Origin of the sequence: Pseudomonas sp. FeS53a, from assembly GCF_000931385.1 — a bacterium.
Classification (GTDB): Bacteria; Pseudomonadota; Gammaproteobacteria; order Pseudomonadales; family Pseudomonadaceae; genus Metapseudomonas; species Metapseudomonas otitidis.
Map to the genome: position 1 here is coordinate 173,935 of NZ_JYFT01000075.1, position 17,145 is coordinate 191,079.

The following is a 17,145-nucleotide window of genomic DNA, read 5'->3' on the forward strand; positions in this document are numbered from 1 at the left end:
CCGGGAGCCGGGTGGGGGGCTCATCGGCCACTCATCCAGTACTTCGATTGAAACCACGCAAAATCACGCACCATTCATTCAATTCCCTGGATTAGGATCGCCCCGTCCGTCATCCAGGGAGGCTCCCATGAGCACCTATCGCCAGCTTCTTGAGCAACGCCCCGGCCAGTCCGCTTCCGACGGCGCCGGGGTCAACCTGATCCGCGTCTTCGCCGAGCAGGGCATCCCGCGCTTCGATCCCTTCCTGATGCTCGACGAGTTCGGCTCGGCCAACCCGGACGACTACGTCGCCGGCTTCCCCGCCCACCCGCACCGGGGCTTCGAGACCATCACCTACATGCTTGAGGGGCGCATGCGCCATGAGGACCACCTGGGCAACGTCGGCCTGCTGGAGAACGGCGGCGTGCAGTGGATGACGGCCGCCCGCGGCATCATCCACAGCGAGATGCCGGAGCAGCAGGAGGGCGTCATGCGCGGCTTCCAGATCTGGCTCAACCTGCCGGCCAGGGACAAGCTCGGCGACCCCGGCTACCGCGACTTCGCCCCGGCCGAGATTCCGCACCTGCGCACGGCCGGCGGGGTCGAGGCACGGGTGATCGCCGGTCGCTTCGACGATGGCCAGGTGCAACAGGACGGTGCGGTGCTGCGCCCGCACACCGAACCCCACCTCTTCGACCTCCACCTGCCCGCCGGCAGCCGGGTGGCGCCGCGCCTGGCCGATGGCCTGCGGGTGCTGCTGTACGTGTACGAAGGTGCGCTGCATGTGAACGGCAACCCGGTCGGCAAGGGGCGCCTGGCGCGTCTTTCGGAACAGGGTGCAGTCGAGCTGGCGAGCAGCGAGGGCGCGAAGGTGCTGCTGCTGGCGGGCCGCCCGCTGGGCGAGCCCATCGTGCAGTACGGGCCCTTCGTGATGAACAGCCGGGAGGAGATCGAACAGGCGCTGCGCGACTACCGCGACGGCCGCCTGGCCGGCTAGGCCGGTTCGGGCAGCGTGGCTTCCTCGGACAGACCGAGGAATGCCAGCAGCTCCAGCTTCTGTGCCATGGCGTCCTGGTAGCCCAGCTCGATCAGCTCGTTGCAGTAGCCGGCCTCGAACAGCAGGTAGCTGATCACGCCGGCACCACTGGCCTTGGTGGCGCCCGGTCCGCGCAGGAAGGTGCGGATGGCACGGGGCAGCTCGCGCCGATGGCGCGCGGCGATTTCATCCAGCGGCCGGCTGGGCGACACCACCAGCACCTCCACCGGCTTCATCCCCAGGTTGCGCCGGTGGGCCTCGTCGGGGATCAGCCGGCTGAGCTGGTTGATCCGCTCCAGCAGCTCGATGTCGCTTTCCAGGTTGTCGATGAAGGTGCTGTTGAGCATGTGCCCGCCGATCTGCGCGAGGCTCGGCGGGTTGCCGGTGCCAATGCGGGCCATGCCGTTGTCGCGGGCGTCCTCACTGGGGTTGCCACTCACCCCTACCACCAGCACCCGGCTGGCGCCCAGGTGCAGCGCCGGGCTGATGGGTGCCGACTGGCGCACCGCGCCGTCGCCGTAGTACTCGCGGTGCAGCTTGACCGGCGGGAAGATCAGCGGGATCGCGGCGCTGGCCATCAGGTGCTCGACGCTCAGCCGGGTCGGCACACCGCCACGGCGGTGGCGGAACCAGGGATCGATGGTGGCGCGGCCTTGATAGAAGGTCACGGCCTGGCCGGTCTCGTAGCCGAAGGCGGTCACCGCCACGGCACGCAGCTGGCGCATGCGGATGGCGGCGGCAATGCCGGAGAAATCCAGCTCGCGCTCCAGCAGGGTGCGCAGCGGCGCGTTGTCCAGCAGCGCCACCGGCGAGTGGCGGTTCATGCCCAGCAGGCTGTGGCCGAGGAAGCGCAGGCTCTGGCGCATCACCCCGGGCCAGTCGCTGCGGTACACCTGGTGCGTCTCGAAGCCCTGCCAGACGGCGGTCAGGCGACGGATCGCCTCGCTGAAGTGCAGGGCACCGCAGGCCAGGCCCACAGCATTGATGGCGCCGGCGGAGGTGCCGACGATCACCGGGAAAGGGTTGCGCGCCGAATCCGGCAGCAGGTCGGCGATGGCGGCCAGTACCCCCACCTGGTAGGCCGCCCGGGCGCCACCCCCGGAAAGGATCAGGCCTGTGACGGGTGTGGCGGCGGGGGTCGAAGTCATGGCGGCGTCCGCTGTTTTTCTCGCAAGTGTAGGCCAGCGCTAATAGAGCTTGGGCTCGCCCTCGGGCCGGCTCTTGAAGCGCCGGTGCGCCCACAGGTACTGCTCGGGCAGGCGGCTGACCTCCTGCTCGATCCACTGGTTGATGCGGATGCAGTCCGCCTCTTCGCTCTCGCCGGGGAAGTCCGCCAGCGGCGGGTGCACCACCAGGCGGTAGCCCGAGCCATCGGCCAGTCGCTCCTGGGTGAAGGGCAGCACCTTGGCACGGCCCAGGCGGGCGAACTTGGTGGTGGCGGTGACGGTGGCGGCGGTGATGCCGAACAGCGGCACGAACAGGCTCTGCTTGGCACCGTAGTCCTGGTCCGGCGCGTACCAGATGGCGCGGCCGGCACGCAGCACCTTGAGCATGGCACGCACGTCCTCGCGCTCGATGGCGGTGGCGTCCAGGTTGTGGCGCTCGCGGCCCCGGCGCTGGATGTAGTCGAACAGCGGGTTCTTGTGCTCGCGGTACATGCCGTCGATGGTGTGCACCTGGCCGAGCAGCGCCGCGCCGATCTCCAGGGTGGTGAAGTGCAGGGCCATGAGGATCACGCCCTGCCCTTCGGCCTGGGCCTGCTGCAGGTGCTCCAGGCCTTCGATGTGGGCCAGGCGACGCAGGCGCGCGGCCGGCCACCACCAGCTCATGGCCATCTCGAAGAAGGCGATGCCGGTGGAGGCGAAGTTCTCCCGCAGCAAGCGCTCACGGGCCTCCGCCGTCATGGCCGGGAAGCACAGCTCGAGGTTGCGCCGGACGATGCGCCGACGCGAGCCGGCCAGCCGCCCCATCCAGCCCCCGAGCACGCGCCCGAGGCGCACCAGCACCGGGTAAGGCAGTTGGGTGAGCAGCCAGAGCAGCCCCAGGCCCAGCCACAGCGGCCAGAAACGCGGGTGCAGGAAGGCGGCACGGAAACGGGGACGTTCCATCAGGATTCCGAAGCAGATCGACAAGGGCCGGCATTCTACAGAATTGCCCGCCACTCGGCCTCCCCGGCACGGAATCCGGGTTGCGACGGCGGGTCGATATCGCTATAAGTCCTGCCCACCGAACCCCGCAGAACGACCATGAGCCAAGCTGACCTCCTCGACCAAGATCCCGTGTTCCAACTCAAGGGCAGCATGCTCGCCATCACCGTGATGGAGCTGGCGCACAACGACCTCGAACGGCTGGATCGCCAGCTCGCGGACAAGGTCGCCCAGGCCCCCAACTTCTTCCAGAACACGCCCCTGGTCATGGCCCTGGACAAGCTACCCGAGGGCGAAGGCGAGCTGGACCTGCCGGCGCTGATGGAAATCTGCCGTCGCCACGGCCTGCGCACCCTGGCCATCCGTGCCAGCCGCGAGCAGGACGTCGCGGCCGCCAATGCCCTGGACCTGCCGGTGCTGCCGCCCTCCGGCGCCCGCGAGCGCCCCATCGACCCGGTTGAGCCCGGCGCCGTGAAAAAGGAAGAGAAAGCCCCCGAGAAGCCGCCGGAGCCGGTGGTCCGCCCCACCAAGCTGGTGACCACGCCGGTGCGCGGCGGCCAGCAGGTCTACGCCCCCGGTGGCGACCTGGTGGTGCTCGCCCCGGTGAGCCCGGGTGCGGAACTTCTGGCCGATGGCAACATCCATGTGTACGGCCCGATGCGAGGCCGCGCCCTGGCCGGCATCAAGGGCAATACCCAGGCGCGGATCTTCTGCCAGCAACTAGCCGCCGAACTGGTTTCGGTGGCCGGCCAGTACAAGGTCGCGGAGGACCTGCGCCGCGATCCGTCATGGGGCCATTCCGTGCAGGTCAGCCTGTCGGGGGATGTGTTGAACATCACCCGCCTTTAACGGATACTGCCGCGATTTTAAGGGACCTGAACGGGCGCCAGGACGGCCGATCCCGGGCCTGCAGGCTACCCGCCATTTCTATCTTCTTTGGGGTGAATCACCTTGGCCAAGATCCTCGTTGTCACGTCCGGCAAGGGTGGCGTCGGCAAAACCACCACCAGCGCCGCCATCGGCACCGGCCTCGCACTGCGCGGCCACAAAACCGTCATCGTCGACTTCGACGTCGGCCTGCGTAACCTGGACCTGATCATGGGTTGCGAGCGCCGCGTGGTGTACGACTTCGTCAACGTCATCAACGGCGAAGCCTCCCTCACCCAGGCCCTGATCAAGGACAAGCGCCTCGACAACCTCTACGTCCTGGCCGCCAGCCAGACCCGTGACAAGGACGCCCTGACCATCGAAGGCGTCGGCAAGGTCATCGAAGAGCTGGCACAGAGCTTCGAATACGTGGTCTGCGACTCCCCCGCCGGCATCGAGAAGGGCGCCCACCTGGCCATGTACTACGCCGACGAGGCCATCGTGGTGACCAACCCCGAAGTCTCCTCGGTGCGCGACTCCGATCGCATGCTCGGCCTGCTGGCCAGCAAGTCCCGCCGCGCCGAGAAGGGCGAGGAGCCGATCAAGGAGCGCCTGCTGCTCACCCGTTACGACCCTGAACGCGTCACCAAGGGCGAAATGCTGGGCGTGGAGGACGTCGAGGAAATCCTCGCCATCCGCCTGCTGGGCGTCATCCCGGAATCCCAGGCGGTGCTCAAGGCATCCAACCAGGGCATTCCGGTCATCCTCGACGATCAGAGCGACGCCGGTCAGGCGTACAGCGATGCCGTCGACCGCCTGCTCGGAAAGGAACTGCCTCACCGCTTCCTCGATGTGCAGAAGAAAGGATTCCTGCAACGCCTTTTTGGAGGCCGTGAATGAACATTCTTGACTTCTTTCGCGAGCGGAAGAAGCAGAGCAGCGCTTCGATCGCTAAAGAACGACTTCAGATCATCGTGGCCCACGAGCGTGGCCAACGCAGCCAGCCGGACTACCTGCCGGCCCTGCAGAAGGAGCTCGTGGAGGTGATCCGCAAATACGTCAACATCGACCAGGACCAGGTCCAGGTCATGCTGGAGGACCAGGGCAACTGCTCCATCCTCGAGCTGAACATCACCCTCCCCGATCGTTGATCGGCGGGTGAACAAGGACGGCGGCCTCGGCCGCCGTCGTCATTTCCGGTACCCCAGATGCCCCTCTCGCAGATCCAGATACTCCACCAGGACCCGGCCTTCCTGGTCATCAACAAACCGACGCTGCTGCTGTCCGTCCCCGGCCGTGCCGAGGACAACAAGGACTGCCTGATCACCCGCCTGCAGCAGAACGGCTACCCGGAGGCGCTGATCGTGCACCGGCTGGACTGGGAGACCTCGGGCATCATCCTGCTGGCCCGCGACCCGGACAGCCACCGCGAGCTGTCTCGCCAGTTCCATGACCGCGAGACCGAGAAGGCCTACACCGCCCTGTGCTGGGGCCAGCCGGAGCAGGACAGCGGGCGCATCGAACTGCCCCTGCGCTACGACCCGCCGACCAAGCCACGCCACGTGGTGGACCACGAGCAGGGCCGCCACGCCCTGACCTTCTGGCGCGTGCTGGAACGCTGCGGCAACCACTGCCGCGTCGAGCTGACCCCGGTGACCGGCCGCTCCCACCAGCTGCGCGTGCATATGCTCGCCATCGGCCACCCGCTGCTGGGGGACCGCCTGTACGCCCACGACGAAGCCCTGGCCGCCCACGAACGCCTGTGCCTGCACGCCAGCATGCTCGCCTTCACCCACCCGGTGAGCGGCGAACGCCTGCGCTTCGAGTGCCCCGCGCCGTTCTGAGCAATGGCCGACCGCCTCTACTACGACCGCACCCAGGGGGCACCGCCCTGGCCCGAACTGCTCAAGGCCCTGGAACTCCTCGGCAGCACCGATGGCCTGGCCATCGACCTGGGCTGCGGCGCCGGGCGCGACAGCCTGGAGCTGCTGCGCCGGGGCTGGCAGGTGCTGGCGGTGGACAAGGCCGCCGAAGCCCTGGAGCGCCTCCAGGCCCAGCTCGATCCCGCCTGGGCGCCTCGCCTGCAAACCCGTTGCGAACCCTTCGAACACACCGAGCTGCCCGCCGCCCACCTGGTGAACAGCGCCTTCGCCCTGCCCTTCTGCGCCCCGGCGCACTTCACCGGCCTGTGGCACCGCATCGAGCGGGCACTGGCCGGTGGCGGGCTGTTCTGCGGCAACCTGCTGGGCGAGCGCGACGACTGGGCCAGCCCCGAGGTCTGCACCTTCACCCGCACGCAGCTGGACGCCCTGCTGGCCGGCTGGGAGGTGCTGCACCTGGAGGAAATCGACCGCGACGGCACCACTGCCCGAGGCCGCACCAAGCACTGGCACCTGTACGGCCTGATCGCACGGCGCCCGTGACTATCGCCCCGCTGGCCAAAATTCATCGCCCTTCGCCTGCTAAACCCCGAGCCTGATGGGATAAACTCCGGCCCACTGCCGCCTGGAGTGTTTTATGCGCGAAGAGTTGAACCAGGGCCTGATCGATTTCCTCAAGGCCTCGCCTACCCCTTTCCATGCCACCCGCAGCCTGGCCAAGCGCCTGGAAGCCGCCGGCTACGTGCATCTGGATGAGCGCGAAGCCTGGCGTGCCGAAGCCGGTGGTCGCTACTACGTGACCCGCAACGACTCCTCGCTGGTCGCCGTACGCCTCGGCAAGCGCGCGCCCCTCGAGGGCGGCCTGCGCCTGGTCGGCGCCCACACCGACAGCCCCTGCCTGCGCATCAAGCCCAACCCCGAACTGCACCGCCAGGGCTTCTGGCAACTGGGCGTGGAAGTCTACGGCGGCGCCCTGCTGGCGCCCTGGTTCGACCGCGACCTGTCCATCGCCGGCCGCGTCACCTACCGCTCCGCCGGGCGCGTGGAAAGCCAGCTGGTGGACTTCCAGGCCCCCATCGCCGTCATCCCCAACCTGGCCATCCACCTCAACCGCGAGGCCAACCAGGGCTGGGCGATCAACCCGCAGACCGAGCTGCCGCCGATCCTGGCCCAGCTGGCCACCGGCGAGACCCGCGAATTCCGTGACCTGCTGGCCGAACAGCTGACCCTGGAACACGGCGTCACCGCCGATGCCGTGCTCGACTACGAGCTGAGCTTCTACGACACCCAGGACGCCGCCGTGATCGGCCTGGGCGGTGACTTCATCGCCGGCGCCCGCCTGGACAACCTGCTCTCCTGCTACGCCGGCCTGCAGGCTTTGCTGGCCGCCGAGGGCGACGAAAGCTGCGTGCTGGTCTGCACCGACCACGAGGAAGTGGGCTCCTGCTCCGCCTGCGGCGCCGACGGCCCCTTCCTGGAGCAGGTGCTGCGCCGCCTGCTGCCCGAAGGCGACACCTTCGCCCGGGTGATCCAGCGCTCGCTGCTGGTCTCCGCCGACAACGCCCACGGCGTGCACCCCAACTACGCCGACAAGCACGACGGCAACCACGGGCCCAAGCTCAACGCCGGCCCGGTGATCAAGATCAACAGCAACCAGCGCTACGCCACCAACAGCGAGACCGCCGGGTTCTTCCGCCACCTGTGCCTGGAGAACGAAGTGCCGGTGCAGAGCTTCGTCACCCGCAGCGACATGGGTTGCGGCTCCACCATCGGCCCGATCACCGCCAGCCAGCTGGGCGTGCGCACCGTGGACATCGGCCTGCCCACCTTCGCCATGCACTCCATCCGCGAACTGGCCGGCAGCCATGACCTGGCGCACCTGGTGAAGGTGCTGTCCGCGTTCTACTCCAGCCACGATCTGCCCTGAAGGGAGTTCACCATGCTGAGCCACATCCGCAACAGCCTGGAGGAAGCCAGGCGCGCCCTGGACGCCTTCATCGACAACGAGGCGACCCTGCGCAACATCGAACGGGCCGCCGACCTGCTGGTCGCCAGCTTCGAGAACAAGGGCAAGGCGTTCTCCTGCGGCAACGGTGGCTCGATGTGCGACGCCATGCACTTCGCCGAGGAGCTGACCGGGCGCTACCGCAAGAACCGCCCGGGGATCGCTGCCATCTCCATCAGCGACGCCAGCCACATCAGCTGCGTCGCCAATGACTTCGGCTACGACCACATCTTCTCCCGCTACATCGAGTCCCACGGCCGCGAAGGCGACGTGCTGCTGGCCTTCAGCACCAGCGGCCGCAGCCCGAACGTGATCAAGGCCGCCGAAGCCGCCAAGGCGCTGGGCGTGAAGGTCATCGCCCTGACCGGCAAGCCCGGCTCGCAACTGGAAGCCCTGGCGGACGTGTGCGTCTGCGCGCCGGGCGGCGACTTCGCCGACCGCGTGCAGGAGCTGCACATCAAGGTGGTGCACATCCTCATCGAGCTGGTCGAACGCAAGCTGGCTCCGCAGAACTACGCCTGACCCTCTCGCGCCGCTGTGGCATGGCCGCAGCGGCGCATCCCTCCCTACTCCAGCTGATCGAGGCTCGCCAGCAGGGCCGGCAGCACCTCGCCTGCCGGGCCGTGCAGGCACAGGTCGGCGTGGGCGCTGAGGGGTGTCGGCTGCGGGTTGACCTCCACCAGGTAGGCACCCTGGTGCCGAGCCAGGTAGGGCAGCTCCGCCGCCGGGTAGACCAGGCTGGAGGTGCCGATGCTGAGGAACAGGTCGGCCGCCTCGCTGGCCTGCACCGCCTTGGCCAGCACGGGCGCCGGCAGGTTCTCGCCGAACCACACCACCGAGGGGCGCAACAGCCCGCCGCACGCGCAATGCGGCACCGGCCCCGCCTCCTCCGGCCATTCGCCGCCCTTGGCTCCGCAGCGGAAGCAGTGCAGCTGGTGGATGTTGCCGTGCAATTCCAGCAACCCCGTGCTGCCGGCCCGTGCATGCAGGCCATCGACGTTCTGGGTGATCAGCTCGGTTCCCGGCAGGCGCTGCTGCAGGGCGGCGATGGCCCGGTGCGCGGGGTTGGGCTGCGCCTCCAGGCAGCGCTGCCGGCGCCAGGCGTACCAGTCCCAGACCAGTTGCGGGCCCGCCCGGAACCCGTCGGGGCTGGCCAGTTGCTCGGGGTTGTAGCGTGCCCAGAGCCCGGTCTGAGCCTCACGGAAGGTGGGGATCCCGCTTTCCGCAGACACCCCGGCCCCGGTGAAGATCACCAGGCGCTGGCTGCGGGCAAGGCGGCGGGTCAGTTCGGCGGGGATCGGCGGCATTCCGGGCACCTCGGTCAAAAGCACCATTGTGCCCGCTTCGGTCAGGCCGAAAAACGGCGTCAGTGACGCGGCGAGAACCCCGGCGGCTTGGTGGCCAGCCAATCGACGAAAGTGCGCAGGTCCGCGTGGGCCATCAGCGCCTCGCGGGTGTTGTAGGTGAGCGCCAGCTCCTTCTCGGTGAACAGCCGGTGGATCTGGTTGTGGCAGGGCCGGCAGACCCAGAGTGTGGCGGTGATGCGCTCGCTGCGGTCGAAGCGCTTGCGCACGTAGGGCTTGTCGTGGAGCGCCTTGGGAATGAGGTGGTGGCGGGTCAGCAGCGTGGCGCGCCCGCAGAGCTCACAGGCTTCGGGCTGGGGTGGCAGGCGGATGACGTCGGCCATGGCTCAGCGCTTGCGGCACAGGGTCAGGCCATCACCCAAGGGCAGCAGGCTGAGCTCCACCCGCGGATCCGCCTTCAAGGCACGGTTGAGCGCCTGGATGCCACGGGTGTCGTCACTGTCGGGCTCGGCCTGCAGCACACGGCCGCTCCACAGCACGTTGTCGAACAGCACCAGCCCGCCGCGACGCACCAGGCGCAAGGCATGCTCCAGGTAGCGCGGGTAGTTGGCCTTGTCGGCATCGATGAAGACGAGGTCGAACGCCTCGCCCCCCTCCCGCTCAAGCGCCTCCAGGCAGGCCAGGGCTTCGCCTGTGCGCAGCTGGATGCGCGCCTCGACGCCGGCTTCGTGCCAGTAGCGCCGGGCAATGGCGTGGTAATCCCCCGCCCGGTCCAGGCAGACCACCCGACCGTCCTCAGGCAGCGCCTCAGCCATCACCAGGGCGCTGTAGCCGGTGTAGGTGCCGACCTCGAGAACTCGCCGCGCGCCCATGAGGCGCACCAGCAATGCCATGAACTGCCCCTGCTCCGGGGCGATCTGCCAGTTGGCCGTCGGCAGGGCAGCCGTTTCGGCACGCAGGCGCTCCAGCAGGGGCGACTCGCGCAGGCTGACATCGAGGAGGTAACGGTGGAGGGCGTCGTCGAGGGCCAGGGTTCGGTTGGTCATGGCGGGACCGCAGGTAAGCCGTCAGGGAGTGCGGGCCAGCCTCGGCTCCGCCAGCACGCGCTTGGCATTCAGGTAGCTCTTCTGCCAGTAGCGATTGGACAGGCTGTCCAGGCGCACCGTTCCGCCGCTCGACGGCGCATGGACGAAGCGCCCCTCGCCGACGTAGATGCCGGCATGGCTGACCTGGCTGCCGCCATTGGTGGCGAAGAACACCAGGTCACCGCTCTGCAATGCATCCTGCCCGACGTCGGGCGCCCGCATGGCGATCAGCTCGCGGGTCGAGCGCGGCAGCTGGATGCCAGCGGCGTCGCGGTACACGTAGCCGATCAGGCCGCTGCAATCGAACCCGCTGTCGGGGGTGTTGCCGCCGTAGCGGTAGGGCGTGCCCACCAGGCCCAGCGCACGGAACAGCACGTCCTCGGCCTCGGGCGAACTCTGGGCATTGCTGAAGACGGGCGGGGTGTAGACGGGCTCGGGAGTCGGGGCGTGGCCGGAACAGGCAGCGAGGGTGGCAGCCAGGGCGATGAGGGAAAAACGGAGGAAGGCGCGCATGGCAAGTCAGTCCCGACTTGAGGTTTGCACGCTAATGTGCTGATCCAGTTCGAATAATGCAAGCAAAAAGCCATCTTTCAGCGCGGCCCCAGCGACGACCGGCAACGGATGCCACAAACGAAACGGCCCGGACAATGTCCGGGCCGTCAGGTGAAGCCGATCGATCAGCGGTGCAGCGGGTGGGTCGGCTGCGGGGAAGCCTGGGCGAGTACGCGCTTGGCTTCCATGTAGCTGGCGCTCCAGTAGCGGTCATCCAGGCTGTCGACCCGCACACCGCCGCTGCGGTGGCTGGAGGAGTGGATGAACTGGTCGTCGCCGATGTAGATGCCGGCGTGGCTGACGCGACCACGGCCACGGTTGTTGAAAAAGACGATGTCACCGGGCTTCAGCTCATTGCGGGAAACCAGCGGGGCGTCGAGGTTGATCATTTCGCGCGTGGAGCGCGGCAGCTGGATGCCCGCCTCTTCCTTGAACAGGAAGCCGACGAAACCGCTGCAATCGAAACCGGTCTTCTCGGAACGGCCACCGAAGCGGTAGGGCGTGCCGATCAGTTCGAAGCCACGTTCCAGAAGGCCATCAGCCAGCGACGGCAGCTCGTAGGGCTTGTCGTCGGTGAAATCAGCCAGTTCCTGGTCGGTAGGTTCTTCGACCTGGGGTTCCTGGATGGCGACCGATTGCGGTTTGGGCGAAACACCGGCGCAGGCGGTCAACAAAATAGCGAATGCGAGGGGCACGAGGGGTGCGAAGCGCTTGAGCATGGGCACGACCGTGTCGAATTTTTAAATGAAGGCGCGACTATGCCCTCTATCGATCTGATTTGCAAATTTAATCGATCGAAATGTGACTCAGGAGTTCTTCCAGAACATCTAAGGCGCGACCCTTGAGATGAACATCGACGACGGGGGAGAGATCGGTGACGGCGGGATTGATCTCCGCCGTGAAGCCGCCCTGCTGGCGAGTGCGCAGGACGGGCTCGGAAATGTACGGGAAGCCAGCCGTGGTGCCCACTGCAAGCACCGCATCGAAGCCCTGGCGCAGTTGCGCGTAGAGGGTGTCGATGGCGTGTTCCGGCAACATTTCGCCGAACAGCACGACAGGGGGGCGGAGGATACCACCGCACCCGTCGCAACGGGGAGGCAATTCCCGTTCCAGGTACTGCGACACGTGGTCGCTCTCCCGGCCGCAGGACTGGCAGAACAGCGGCGCCATCTCGCCGTGGATCTCGATCAGCCGCTCCGCCGGCGAGCCCGCCTGGCGGTGATAGCCGTCAATGTTCTGGGTCAGCACCCAGCACTGGGGCTTGAGCGCCTGCAAGCGGGCGATGGCCCGGTGCCCTCCGTTGGGGCGGGCCGCCAGGCAGGCGCGCCCCAGCAGGGCGAGGTACTTCCAGCACAGCGCCGGGTCGCGCTGCAGCATCGGCCCGGAGATGGCCTCCTCGATCGGGATGCCCTCCTCCGTCACGCCGTTGTAGAGCCCGCCCAGCCCGCGGTAGGTCGGCAGGCCGGAGTCCGCCGAAAGGCCCGCCCCCGTGATCACCAGGATGCGCTCGGCCCGCGACAAGGCCTCGGCGACGCGGCGGATTCGGCTGCTCAGGTCCATCGGCTGCACTCCCTGGCCTTGCGGCCTTGATCAATGGTTGACGGTATGCGCCAGCATCACCGAGAGCTGGCACAGCGGTCGGCCGCTTTCCTCGTGCCAGCGGTTGAACGCTGCCTGCACCAGGGCCAGGTCTTTCTGGCTGGTAGGCGCCTTGTCGATCACGCCCTGGGCCTTCAGCGCCGCCACCATGTCATCGGTGGGGATGAAGGTGTCCTTGCCGGCCATCCGCAGGAAGCGCGGCGCCGACAGCCCGCCCAGCTGGTTGCCGTGCTTGGCCAGGTACTTCCACAGGCCGACCACATCGGTCACCGGCCAGTCGGCGATCAGCGCCCCGAAGCTGCCCTTCTCCCGCACCACGTCCAGCACGAACTGGGCGTTGCGCGGCACGCTCTTGAGCTTGCCCAGGTGGCGGATCAGCCGGGTGTCCTGCATCAGCCGCTCCAGGTGCTCGGCGCTCATCAGCACCACCTTCTGCGGGTCGAAGCCGAAGAACACCTCTTCGAAGGCCGGCCACTTGGCATCCACCAGGCTGTGCTTGAGCCCGGCACGGAACACCCGCAGCGCCAGCAGCGACAGGTAGCGGTCATCGGGGATCGAGCGCAGCTCCCCGTCGGAGCGGGGCTGCGGCAGGCGCGCCTCCAGCGCCTCGGCGGAGCCGAAGCGGTTCAGGCAGTACTCGTGCAGCCAGCGGTAGTCACGCATGCAGGCGCTCCGTCAGAGGTTCACCAGGTCGAGGGTACGGGGCGTGGCGGTCTCGTCGATGCGCAGGTTGACGAAGTCGAACAGGTTGCGGTCCGCCAGCTGCGACGGCACCACGTTCTGCAGGGCGCGGAACATGATCTCGGTACGGCCCGGCGATTTGCGCTCCCACTCGTTGAGCATCTCCTTCACCACCTGGCGCTGCAGGTTCTCCTGGGAGCCGCACAGGTTGCACGGGATGATCGGGAACTCCTTCAGCCGCGAGTACGCCTCGATGTCCGCCTCGTTGCAGTACGCCAGCGGGCGGATCACCACGTTGCGCCCGTCGTCGGCCAGCAGCTTCGGCGGCATCGCCTTAAGCGTGCCGCCGTAGAACATGTTGAGGAAGAAGGTCTCCAGGATGTCGTCGCGGTGGTGCCCCAGCGCCATCTTGGTCGCCCCGATCTCGTCGGCGTACGTATAAAGAGTGCCCCGGCGCAGGCGCGAGCACAGCGAGCAGGTGGTCTTGCCCTCCGGGATCTTCTCCTTCACCACCGAGTAGGTGTCCTTCTCGATGATGTGGTACGGCACGCCGATGGACTCCAGGTACTGCGGCAGCACGTGCTCGGGGAAGCCCGGCTGTTTCTGGTCCATGTTCACGGCGACGATCTCGAACTTGATCGGCGCGACCTTCTGCAGGTACAGCAGCACGTCCAGCATGGTGTAGCTGTCCTTGCCGCCGGACAGGCAGACCATCACCTTGTCGCCGTCCTCGATCATGTTGAAGTCGGCGATGGCCTCGCCGGCCTGGCGACGGATGCGTTTCTGCAGCTTGTTCTGGTTGACCGAAAGGGTGCCCATGGTGCTCTGGAGTCCGGGTGCGATGCGAAAAGCTGGCCATTTTACGCACAAAGCACGCGCCGCCCCAGCCCCTCCAGAGCCCGGGCGACCACCTGCGGCCCGCGTCGCATTCCCCGTGCAGCACAACCTGCTAGGCTCGCCCGATGAATCACGACCTCGACCCCACCCAGGACCTCGCCGACCAGGTGCTCGACCTGCTGCGCGCCGCCCCCGACGGCCTCGGCGAGTTCGAGCTGATCAAGCGCCTCAAGGCCGGCCACAGCACCCACATCCCCCAGCTCGGCCTGAACGACCACCTGGTGCTGTTCCGCACCCACTTCCTGCTGTTCAACGCCCTCTATCGTCTGCGCGACCGCCTGCTGGCCGAACGCAGCGGCTGGCTGGCCATCGGCGCCCTGCACATCCAGCTGCTGCCCTACCAGGCCGGCGAGGCCGCCCTGGAGGCGCCCGACCCGCTGCGCGCCTACTACCTGGACATGAACCAGCTGCGCGACACCACCGAGCGCGACGTCGACCGCCTGCTGGCCAGCTTCTGGACGCGCATGCAGGGCGGCGAAGAGAAGCGCGCCGCCCTGGAGCTGTTCGAGCTGGACACCGAGGCCCCGCTGGACCTCGCCGTGATCCGCCGCCGCTACCGCCAGCTGGTCAGCCTGCACCACCCCGACCGGGGCGGCAGCACCAGCCGCCTGCAGTCGATCAACAAGGCGATGGAAATATTGCAACGCTATTACCACTGAGGGTTAAGCGCGATTTGCTCTAAAGCCCCGAGCTGCGCGGCCTCCAGCCTGCCCTATACTGCGACACAAGGTCGCAGGCCAAGCCCACCGGCAGGCCCGCACCCCGCGCCCCGAACAGGGGGCGGTCTCATAAAAGAGAGGAGGTGTTCAGCATGATCCATCACGTCTGGGGGCTCTTCACCCATCCCGATCAGGAATGGCAGGACATTCGTGGCGAAGAAGAAAGCATCAGCCACATGTACCTCACCCACATCCTGATCCTCGCTGCCATACCCGCGATCTCCGCCTACATCGGTACCACCCAGGTCGGCTGGGTGATCGGCAAGGGCGATCCCGTGCTACTCACACCATCCAGCGCCCTGCAGATGACGGTGCTGTCCTACCTGGCCATGCTCGCCGGCGTCGCCGTCATGGGCGCCTTCATCCACTGGATGGCGCGCACCTACGACGCCTCGCCGAGCCTGACCGAGTGCATCGTCTTCGCTGCCTACACCGCCACCCCGCTGTTCATCGGTGGCCTGGCCGCGCTCTACCCGCACCTGTGGCTGGGCATGGTCATCGGCACCGCCGCCATCTGCTACACGGTGTACCTGCTCTACGTGGGCATACCGACCTTCATGAACATCCCGCAGGACGAAGGCTTCCTCTTCTCCAGCTCCGTGCTGGCGGTGGGCCTGGTGGTGCTGGTGGCCATGATCGCCACCTCCGTCATCCTCTGGGGCATGGGCGTCGGCCCCGTCTACATACGCTGACCGTCTTGCCGTGAACCGGGCCACCCCACGGGGTGGCCCTTTGCTGTGCGCCGTACCATTCGCCGGAAAAGTTGAAACCTCCCCCGCCGCCGTCCTCCAACCCTTCGAGACCGGGCCCGCGCCCGACCACCGGAACAGAAGGAGACGGACATGGCCCCGCACCTGCTCACCCTCTTCACCCGCCCCGAGCAAGCCTGGCAGGACATCCGCGCCCAGGAGACCCGCAACCCGCTGCACTACCTCGGGCACCTGCTGCTGCTCGCCCTCATCCCCGCCATCAGCCTCTACATCGGCACCACCGTGGTCGGCTGGAGCCTGGCCGAGGACGAAGTGGTGCGCCTCGACACCGCCAGCGCCCTGGAGCTGTGCGCCGGCCTGTACCTGGCCGCCGTGCTCGGCACCCTGCTGATGGGCGCCTTCGTGCGCTGGATGGCGCGAGCCTTCGAAACCCGCCCCGGCTTCAACGAATGCGTCGGCTTCGTCGCCTACACCGCCACCCCGCTGTTCATCGCCGGGCTCGCCGCGCTCTACCCCACCCGCTGGCTGGCCGTGCTGGTCCTGGGCCTGGCCGGCGCCTATGCCAGCGTCCTGCTCTACCTGGGCACCCCGGTGTTCATGCGCCTGAACCGTGAGCAGGCCTTCCTCTACGCCTCCTCGATCTGGGGCGTCGGGCTGCTGGTGCTGGTGAACGTGCTGGTCTCGGTGATCCTCCACTGGCACCTCTACCTGACCCCGGAATACCGCTGACCCGGTCGCACCACTCGGCAGGAGAACGCAGCGGGCGTCCACCGCTTTGGACATAATCGCCGCACTCTGGAGTGCCCCTTATGCCCGAGCTGTTACACGCCCGCGTCGAAGCCTGCTACCAGCAGGCAGAAGCCTTCTTCCAACGCCCGTTCACCCGCCCCGAGGTCAGCTTCAAGCTGCGCGGCCAGAAGGCCGGCGTCGCCCACCTGACCGAAAACCGCCTGCGCTTCAACCTGCAGCTGTACCGGGAGAACCGCGAGGACTTCCTGCGCCAGACCGTCGCCCACGAAGTCGCCCACCTGGTCGCCCATCAACTGTTCGGCCCGCGCATCCAGCCCCATGGCGAGGAATGGCAGCTGATCATGCGCGGCGTCTACGAACTGCCGCCCAACCGCTGCCACAGCTACGAAGTGCAGCGCCGCACGGTGAACCGCTTCATCTACCTCTGCGCCTGCCCCGACGGCGAATTCCCCTTCTCGCCCCAGCGCCACGCCCTGGTCGGCCGAGGGCGCCGCTACTTCTGCCGGCGCTGCCGGGCCACCCTGCGCTTCAGCGGGGAGCAGCGGCAGGAATAGACCGTTCCTGCCCTCAATACGGCAGTGCCCCATCATCCGGCACCAGCCCCGACAACCCCTCCACCTGCGCCCGGGTGTTGGCCCGGTGCTGCAGCTTGTTGCGCGCGGCCTCGGGCAGGTCGGTGAAGCGCATCACCCCACGGTCCACCAGCACGTTCACCAGGTCCTCGATGACCCGCACCAGCTCCAGGTCCGAATGCTGCAGCGACAGCAGGTGCTCGTGCAGCGAGCGGCTCGCCAGCCAGCTGCGCACCTCCGGGTCGGCTTCCGGCACCCGGTGGGTCATCCCCGGGAAGGCCTCGTGTTCCACCCGCAGCACCCGGCCCCGCTCGTCTCGTTGTACGTAGACCATCGACTTCACCCTCTGTAGCCCAGGAAGG

At 67.7% G+C, this 17,145-nt stretch carries 23 protein-coding genes; 12 read left to right on the top strand and 11 right to left on the bottom strand.

All coding sequences use genetic code 11. From position 1 onward, the window contains the following. The first annotated feature begins 127 nt into the window (after positions 1-127). Positions 128-976, top strand: coding sequence for a pirin family protein (locus SZ55_RS23530; RefSeq protein ID WP_044412527.1), 849 nt, complete (start codon positions 128-130; stop codon positions 974-976). Here SZ55_RS23530 and SZ55_RS23535 read toward each other — a convergent pair. Together SZ55_RS23535 and SZ55_RS23540 are read right to left on the bottom strand one after the other, a co-directional pair. After that, on the bottom strand, positions 973-2,163 hold the full coding sequence (locus SZ55_RS23535) for a patatin-like phospholipase family protein (protein WP_044412530.1): 1,191 nt from the start codon (positions 2,161-2,163) through the stop codon (positions 973-975). The genes SZ55_RS23530 and SZ55_RS23535 overlap by 4 nt on opposite strands. 39 nt (positions 2,164-2,202) lie before the next feature. Beyond that, positions 2,203-3,123 carry a lipid A biosynthesis lauroyl acyltransferase gene (locus SZ55_RS23540; protein WP_044412532.1) on the bottom strand — a complete coding sequence of 307 codons (921 nt, stop codon included), beginning with the start codon at positions 3,121-3,123 and terminating at the stop codon, positions 2,203-2,205. 138 nt (positions 3,124-3,261) lie between these two features. On the opposite strand from SZ55_RS23540, the gene minC reads away from it, so the two are divergent. The 7 genes from minC to lpcA all read left to right on the top strand — a co-directional run bounded on the left by minC (position 3,262) and on the right by lpcA (position 8,436). Next, complete coding sequence (minC, locus tag SZ55_RS23545; protein ID WP_044412535.1) at positions 3,262-4,011, top strand: septum site-determining protein MinC; 750 nt, start codon at positions 3,262-3,264, stop codon at positions 4,009-4,011. Positions 4,012-4,113: 102 nt separating this feature from the next. Continuing rightward, complete coding sequence (gene minD, locus SZ55_RS23550) at positions 4,114-4,929, top strand: septum site-determining protein MinD (protein ID WP_044412538.1); 816 nt, start codon at positions 4,114-4,116, stop codon at positions 4,927-4,929. Beyond that, complete coding sequence (gene minE, locus SZ55_RS23555; RefSeq protein WP_044412541.1) at positions 4,926-5,180, top strand: cell division topological specificity factor MinE; 255 nt, start codon at positions 4,926-4,928, stop codon at positions 5,178-5,180. The genes minD and minE overlap by 4 nt, the downstream gene beginning before the upstream one ends. A 57-nt stretch (positions 5,181-5,237) precedes the next feature. Continuing rightward, on the top strand, positions 5,238-5,873 hold the full coding sequence (locus SZ55_RS23560; RefSeq protein WP_044412544.1) for an RluA family pseudouridine synthase: 636 nt from the start codon (positions 5,238-5,240) through the stop codon (positions 5,871-5,873). A gap of 3 nt (positions 5,874-5,876) precedes the next feature. Beyond that, complete coding sequence (locus tag SZ55_RS23565; RefSeq protein ID WP_044412547.1) at positions 5,877-6,452, top strand: class I SAM-dependent methyltransferase; 576 nt, start codon at positions 5,877-5,879, stop codon at positions 6,450-6,452. 94 nt (positions 6,453-6,546) lie between these two features. Beyond that, positions 6,547-7,836, top strand: coding sequence for a M18 family aminopeptidase (locus tag SZ55_RS23570; RefSeq protein ID WP_044412548.1), 1,290 nt, complete (start codon positions 6,547-6,549; stop codon positions 7,834-7,836). A 12-nt stretch (positions 7,837-7,848) separates the two neighbouring features. After that, positions 7,849-8,436: a D-sedoheptulose 7-phosphate isomerase gene (gene lpcA, locus SZ55_RS23575; protein ID WP_044412550.1), complete on the top strand. Its 588-nt coding sequence runs from the start codon at positions 7,849-7,851 to the stop codon at positions 8,434-8,436. A 44-nt stretch (positions 8,437-8,480) separates the two neighbouring features. Here the strand turns inward: lpcA and SZ55_RS23580 are convergent, their stop codons facing one another. The 8 genes from SZ55_RS23580 to ttcA all read right to left on the bottom strand — a co-directional run bounded on the left by SZ55_RS23580 (position 8,481) and on the right by ttcA (position 13,954). Then, positions 8,481-9,221, bottom strand: coding sequence for an SIR2 family NAD-dependent protein deacylase (locus tag SZ55_RS23580; protein ID WP_044412553.1), 741 nt, complete (start codon positions 9,219-9,221; stop codon positions 8,481-8,483). Positions 9,222-9,280: 59 nt separating this feature from the next. Then, positions 9,281-9,601, bottom strand: coding sequence for a hypothetical protein (locus tag SZ55_RS23585; RefSeq protein WP_044412554.1), 321 nt, complete (start codon positions 9,599-9,601; stop codon positions 9,281-9,283). Between the two features lie 3 nt (positions 9,602-9,604). Further along, positions 9,605-10,264, bottom strand: coding sequence for an O-methyltransferase (locus SZ55_RS23590; protein ID WP_044412557.1), 660 nt, complete (start codon positions 10,262-10,264; stop codon positions 9,605-9,607). A 21-nt stretch (positions 10,265-10,285) separates the two neighbouring features. Further along, positions 10,286-10,816, bottom strand: a complete 531-nt coding sequence (locus SZ55_RS23595) for a C40 family peptidase (protein ID WP_044412560.1) — start codon at positions 10,814-10,816, stop codon at positions 10,286-10,288. Positions 10,817-10,980: 164 nt separating this feature from the next. After that, a complete protein-coding gene (locus SZ55_RS23600) occupies positions 10,981-11,574 on the bottom strand; it encodes a C40 family peptidase (RefSeq protein WP_044412563.1) in 594 nt (197 codons plus the stop codon). Positions 11,575-11,641: 67 nt separating this feature from the next. Then, on the bottom strand, positions 11,642-12,415 hold the full coding sequence (locus SZ55_RS23605) for an NAD-dependent deacylase (RefSeq protein WP_044412566.1): 774 nt from the start codon (positions 12,413-12,415) through the stop codon (positions 11,642-11,644). 30 nt (positions 12,416-12,445) lie between these two features. Continuing rightward, positions 12,446-13,117 carry a DNA-3-methyladenine glycosylase I gene (locus SZ55_RS23610; protein ID WP_044412570.1) on the bottom strand — a complete coding sequence of 224 codons (672 nt, stop codon included), beginning with the start codon at positions 13,115-13,117 and terminating at the stop codon, positions 12,446-12,448. A 12-nt stretch (positions 13,118-13,129) separates the two neighbouring features. After that, positions 13,130-13,954, bottom strand: a complete 825-nt coding sequence (ttcA, locus tag SZ55_RS23615; protein WP_044412573.1) for a tRNA 2-thiocytidine(32) synthetase TtcA — start codon at positions 13,952-13,954, stop codon at positions 13,130-13,132. Positions 13,955-14,097: 143 nt separating this feature from the next. On the opposite strand from ttcA, the gene SZ55_RS23620 reads away from it, so the two are divergent. From SZ55_RS23620 to SZ55_RS23635, 4 genes are all read left to right on the top strand, one after another. After that, positions 14,098-14,691 (top strand): DNA-J related domain-containing protein, encoded by a 594-nt coding sequence (locus SZ55_RS23620; RefSeq protein WP_044412576.1) that lies wholly within the window; start codon positions 14,098-14,100, stop codon positions 14,689-14,691. Between the two features lie 152 nt (positions 14,692-14,843). Then, complete coding sequence (locus SZ55_RS23625; protein WP_044412634.1) at positions 14,844-15,443, top strand: Yip1 family protein; 600 nt, start codon at positions 14,844-14,846, stop codon at positions 15,441-15,443. Between the two features lie 150 nt (positions 15,444-15,593). Continuing rightward, positions 15,594-16,190: a Yip1 family protein gene (locus tag SZ55_RS23630; protein ID WP_044412579.1), complete on the top strand. Its 597-nt coding sequence runs from the start codon at positions 15,594-15,596 to the stop codon at positions 16,188-16,190. Between the two features lie 80 nt (positions 16,191-16,270). Further along, the gene (locus SZ55_RS23635) at positions 16,271-16,765 is read left to right on the top strand and encodes a SprT family zinc-dependent metalloprotease (protein ID WP_044412581.1); all 495 of its coding nucleotides are present in this window, start codon (positions 16,271-16,273) and stop codon (positions 16,763-16,765) included. A 13-nt stretch (positions 16,766-16,778) separates the two neighbouring features. Here SZ55_RS23635 and SZ55_RS23640 read toward each other — a convergent pair whose 3' ends face one another. Beyond that, on the bottom strand, positions 16,779-17,117 hold the full coding sequence (locus SZ55_RS23640) for a hypothetical protein (RefSeq protein ID WP_044412584.1): 339 nt from the start codon (positions 17,115-17,117) through the stop codon (positions 16,779-16,781). Positions 17,118-17,145 lie beyond the last annotated feature (28 nt).

Bases quoted from the DNA above. Each gene is read 5' to 3' on its own strand.
- SZ55_RS23530 (WP_044412527.1), top strand. From the start codon at position 128: ATGAGCACCTATCGCCAGCTTCTTGAGCAACGCCCCGGCCAGTCCGCT.
- SZ55_RS23535 (WP_044412530.1), bottom strand. From the start codon at position 2,163: ATGACTTCGACCCCCGCCGCCACACCCGTCACAGGCCTGATCCTTTCC.
- SZ55_RS23540 (WP_044412532.1), bottom strand. From the start codon at position 3,123: ATGGAACGTCCCCGTTTCCGTGCCGCCTTCCTGCACCCGCGTTTCTGG.
- minC (WP_044412535.1), top strand. From the start codon at position 3,262: ATGAGCCAAGCTGACCTCCTCGACCAAGATCCCGTGTTCCAACTCAAG.
- minE (WP_044412541.1), top strand. From the start codon at position 4,926: ATGAACATTCTTGACTTCTTTCGCGAGCGGAAGAAGCAGAGCAGCGCT.
- SZ55_RS23560 (WP_044412544.1), top strand. From the start codon at position 5,238: ATGCCCCTCTCGCAGATCCAGATACTCCACCAGGACCCGGCCTTCCTG.
- SZ55_RS23565 (WP_044412547.1), top strand. From the start codon at position 5,877: ATGGCCGACCGCCTCTACTACGACCGCACCCAGGGGGCACCGCCCTGG.
- SZ55_RS23570 (WP_044412548.1), top strand. From the start codon at position 6,547: ATGCGCGAAGAGTTGAACCAGGGCCTGATCGATTTCCTCAAGGCCTCG.
- lpcA (WP_044412550.1), top strand. From the start codon at position 7,849: ATGCTGAGCCACATCCGCAACAGCCTGGAGGAAGCCAGGCGCGCCCTG.
- SZ55_RS23580 (WP_044412553.1), bottom strand. From the start codon at position 9,221: ATGCCGCCGATCCCCGCCGAACTGACCCGCCGCCTTGCCCGCAGCCAG.
- SZ55_RS23585 (WP_044412554.1), bottom strand. From the start codon at position 9,601: ATGGCCGACGTCATCCGCCTGCCACCCCAGCCCGAAGCCTGTGAGCTC.
- SZ55_RS23590 (WP_044412557.1), bottom strand. From the start codon at position 10,264: ATGACCAACCGAACCCTGGCCCTCGACGACGCCCTCCACCGTTACCTC.
- SZ55_RS23595 (WP_044412560.1), bottom strand. From the start codon at position 10,816: ATGCGCGCCTTCCTCCGTTTTTCCCTCATCGCCCTGGCTGCCACCCTC.
- SZ55_RS23600 (WP_044412563.1), bottom strand. From the start codon at position 11,574: ATGCTCAAGCGCTTCGCACCCCTCGTGCCCCTCGCATTCGCTATTTTG.
- SZ55_RS23605 (WP_044412566.1), bottom strand. From the start codon at position 12,415: ATGGACCTGAGCAGCCGAATCCGCCGCGTCGCCGAGGCCTTGTCGCGG.
- SZ55_RS23610 (WP_044412570.1), bottom strand. From the start codon at position 13,117: ATGCGTGACTACCGCTGGCTGCACGAGTACTGCCTGAACCGCTTCGGC.
- ttcA (WP_044412573.1), bottom strand. From the start codon at position 13,954: ATGGGCACCCTTTCGGTCAACCAGAACAAGCTGCAGAAACGCATCCGT.
- SZ55_RS23620 (WP_044412576.1), top strand. From the start codon at position 14,098: ATGAATCACGACCTCGACCCCACCCAGGACCTCGCCGACCAGGTGCTC.
- SZ55_RS23625 (WP_044412634.1), top strand. From the start codon at position 14,844: ATGATCCATCACGTCTGGGGGCTCTTCACCCATCCCGATCAGGAATGG.
- SZ55_RS23630 (WP_044412579.1), top strand. From the start codon at position 15,594: ATGGCCCCGCACCTGCTCACCCTCTTCACCCGCCCCGAGCAAGCCTGG.
- SZ55_RS23635 (WP_044412581.1), top strand. From the start codon at position 16,271: ATGCCCGAGCTGTTACACGCCCGCGTCGAAGCCTGCTACCAGCAGGCA.
- SZ55_RS23640 (WP_044412584.1), bottom strand. From the start codon at position 17,117: ATGGTCTACGTACAACGAGACGAGCGGGGCCGGGTGCTGCGGGTGGAA.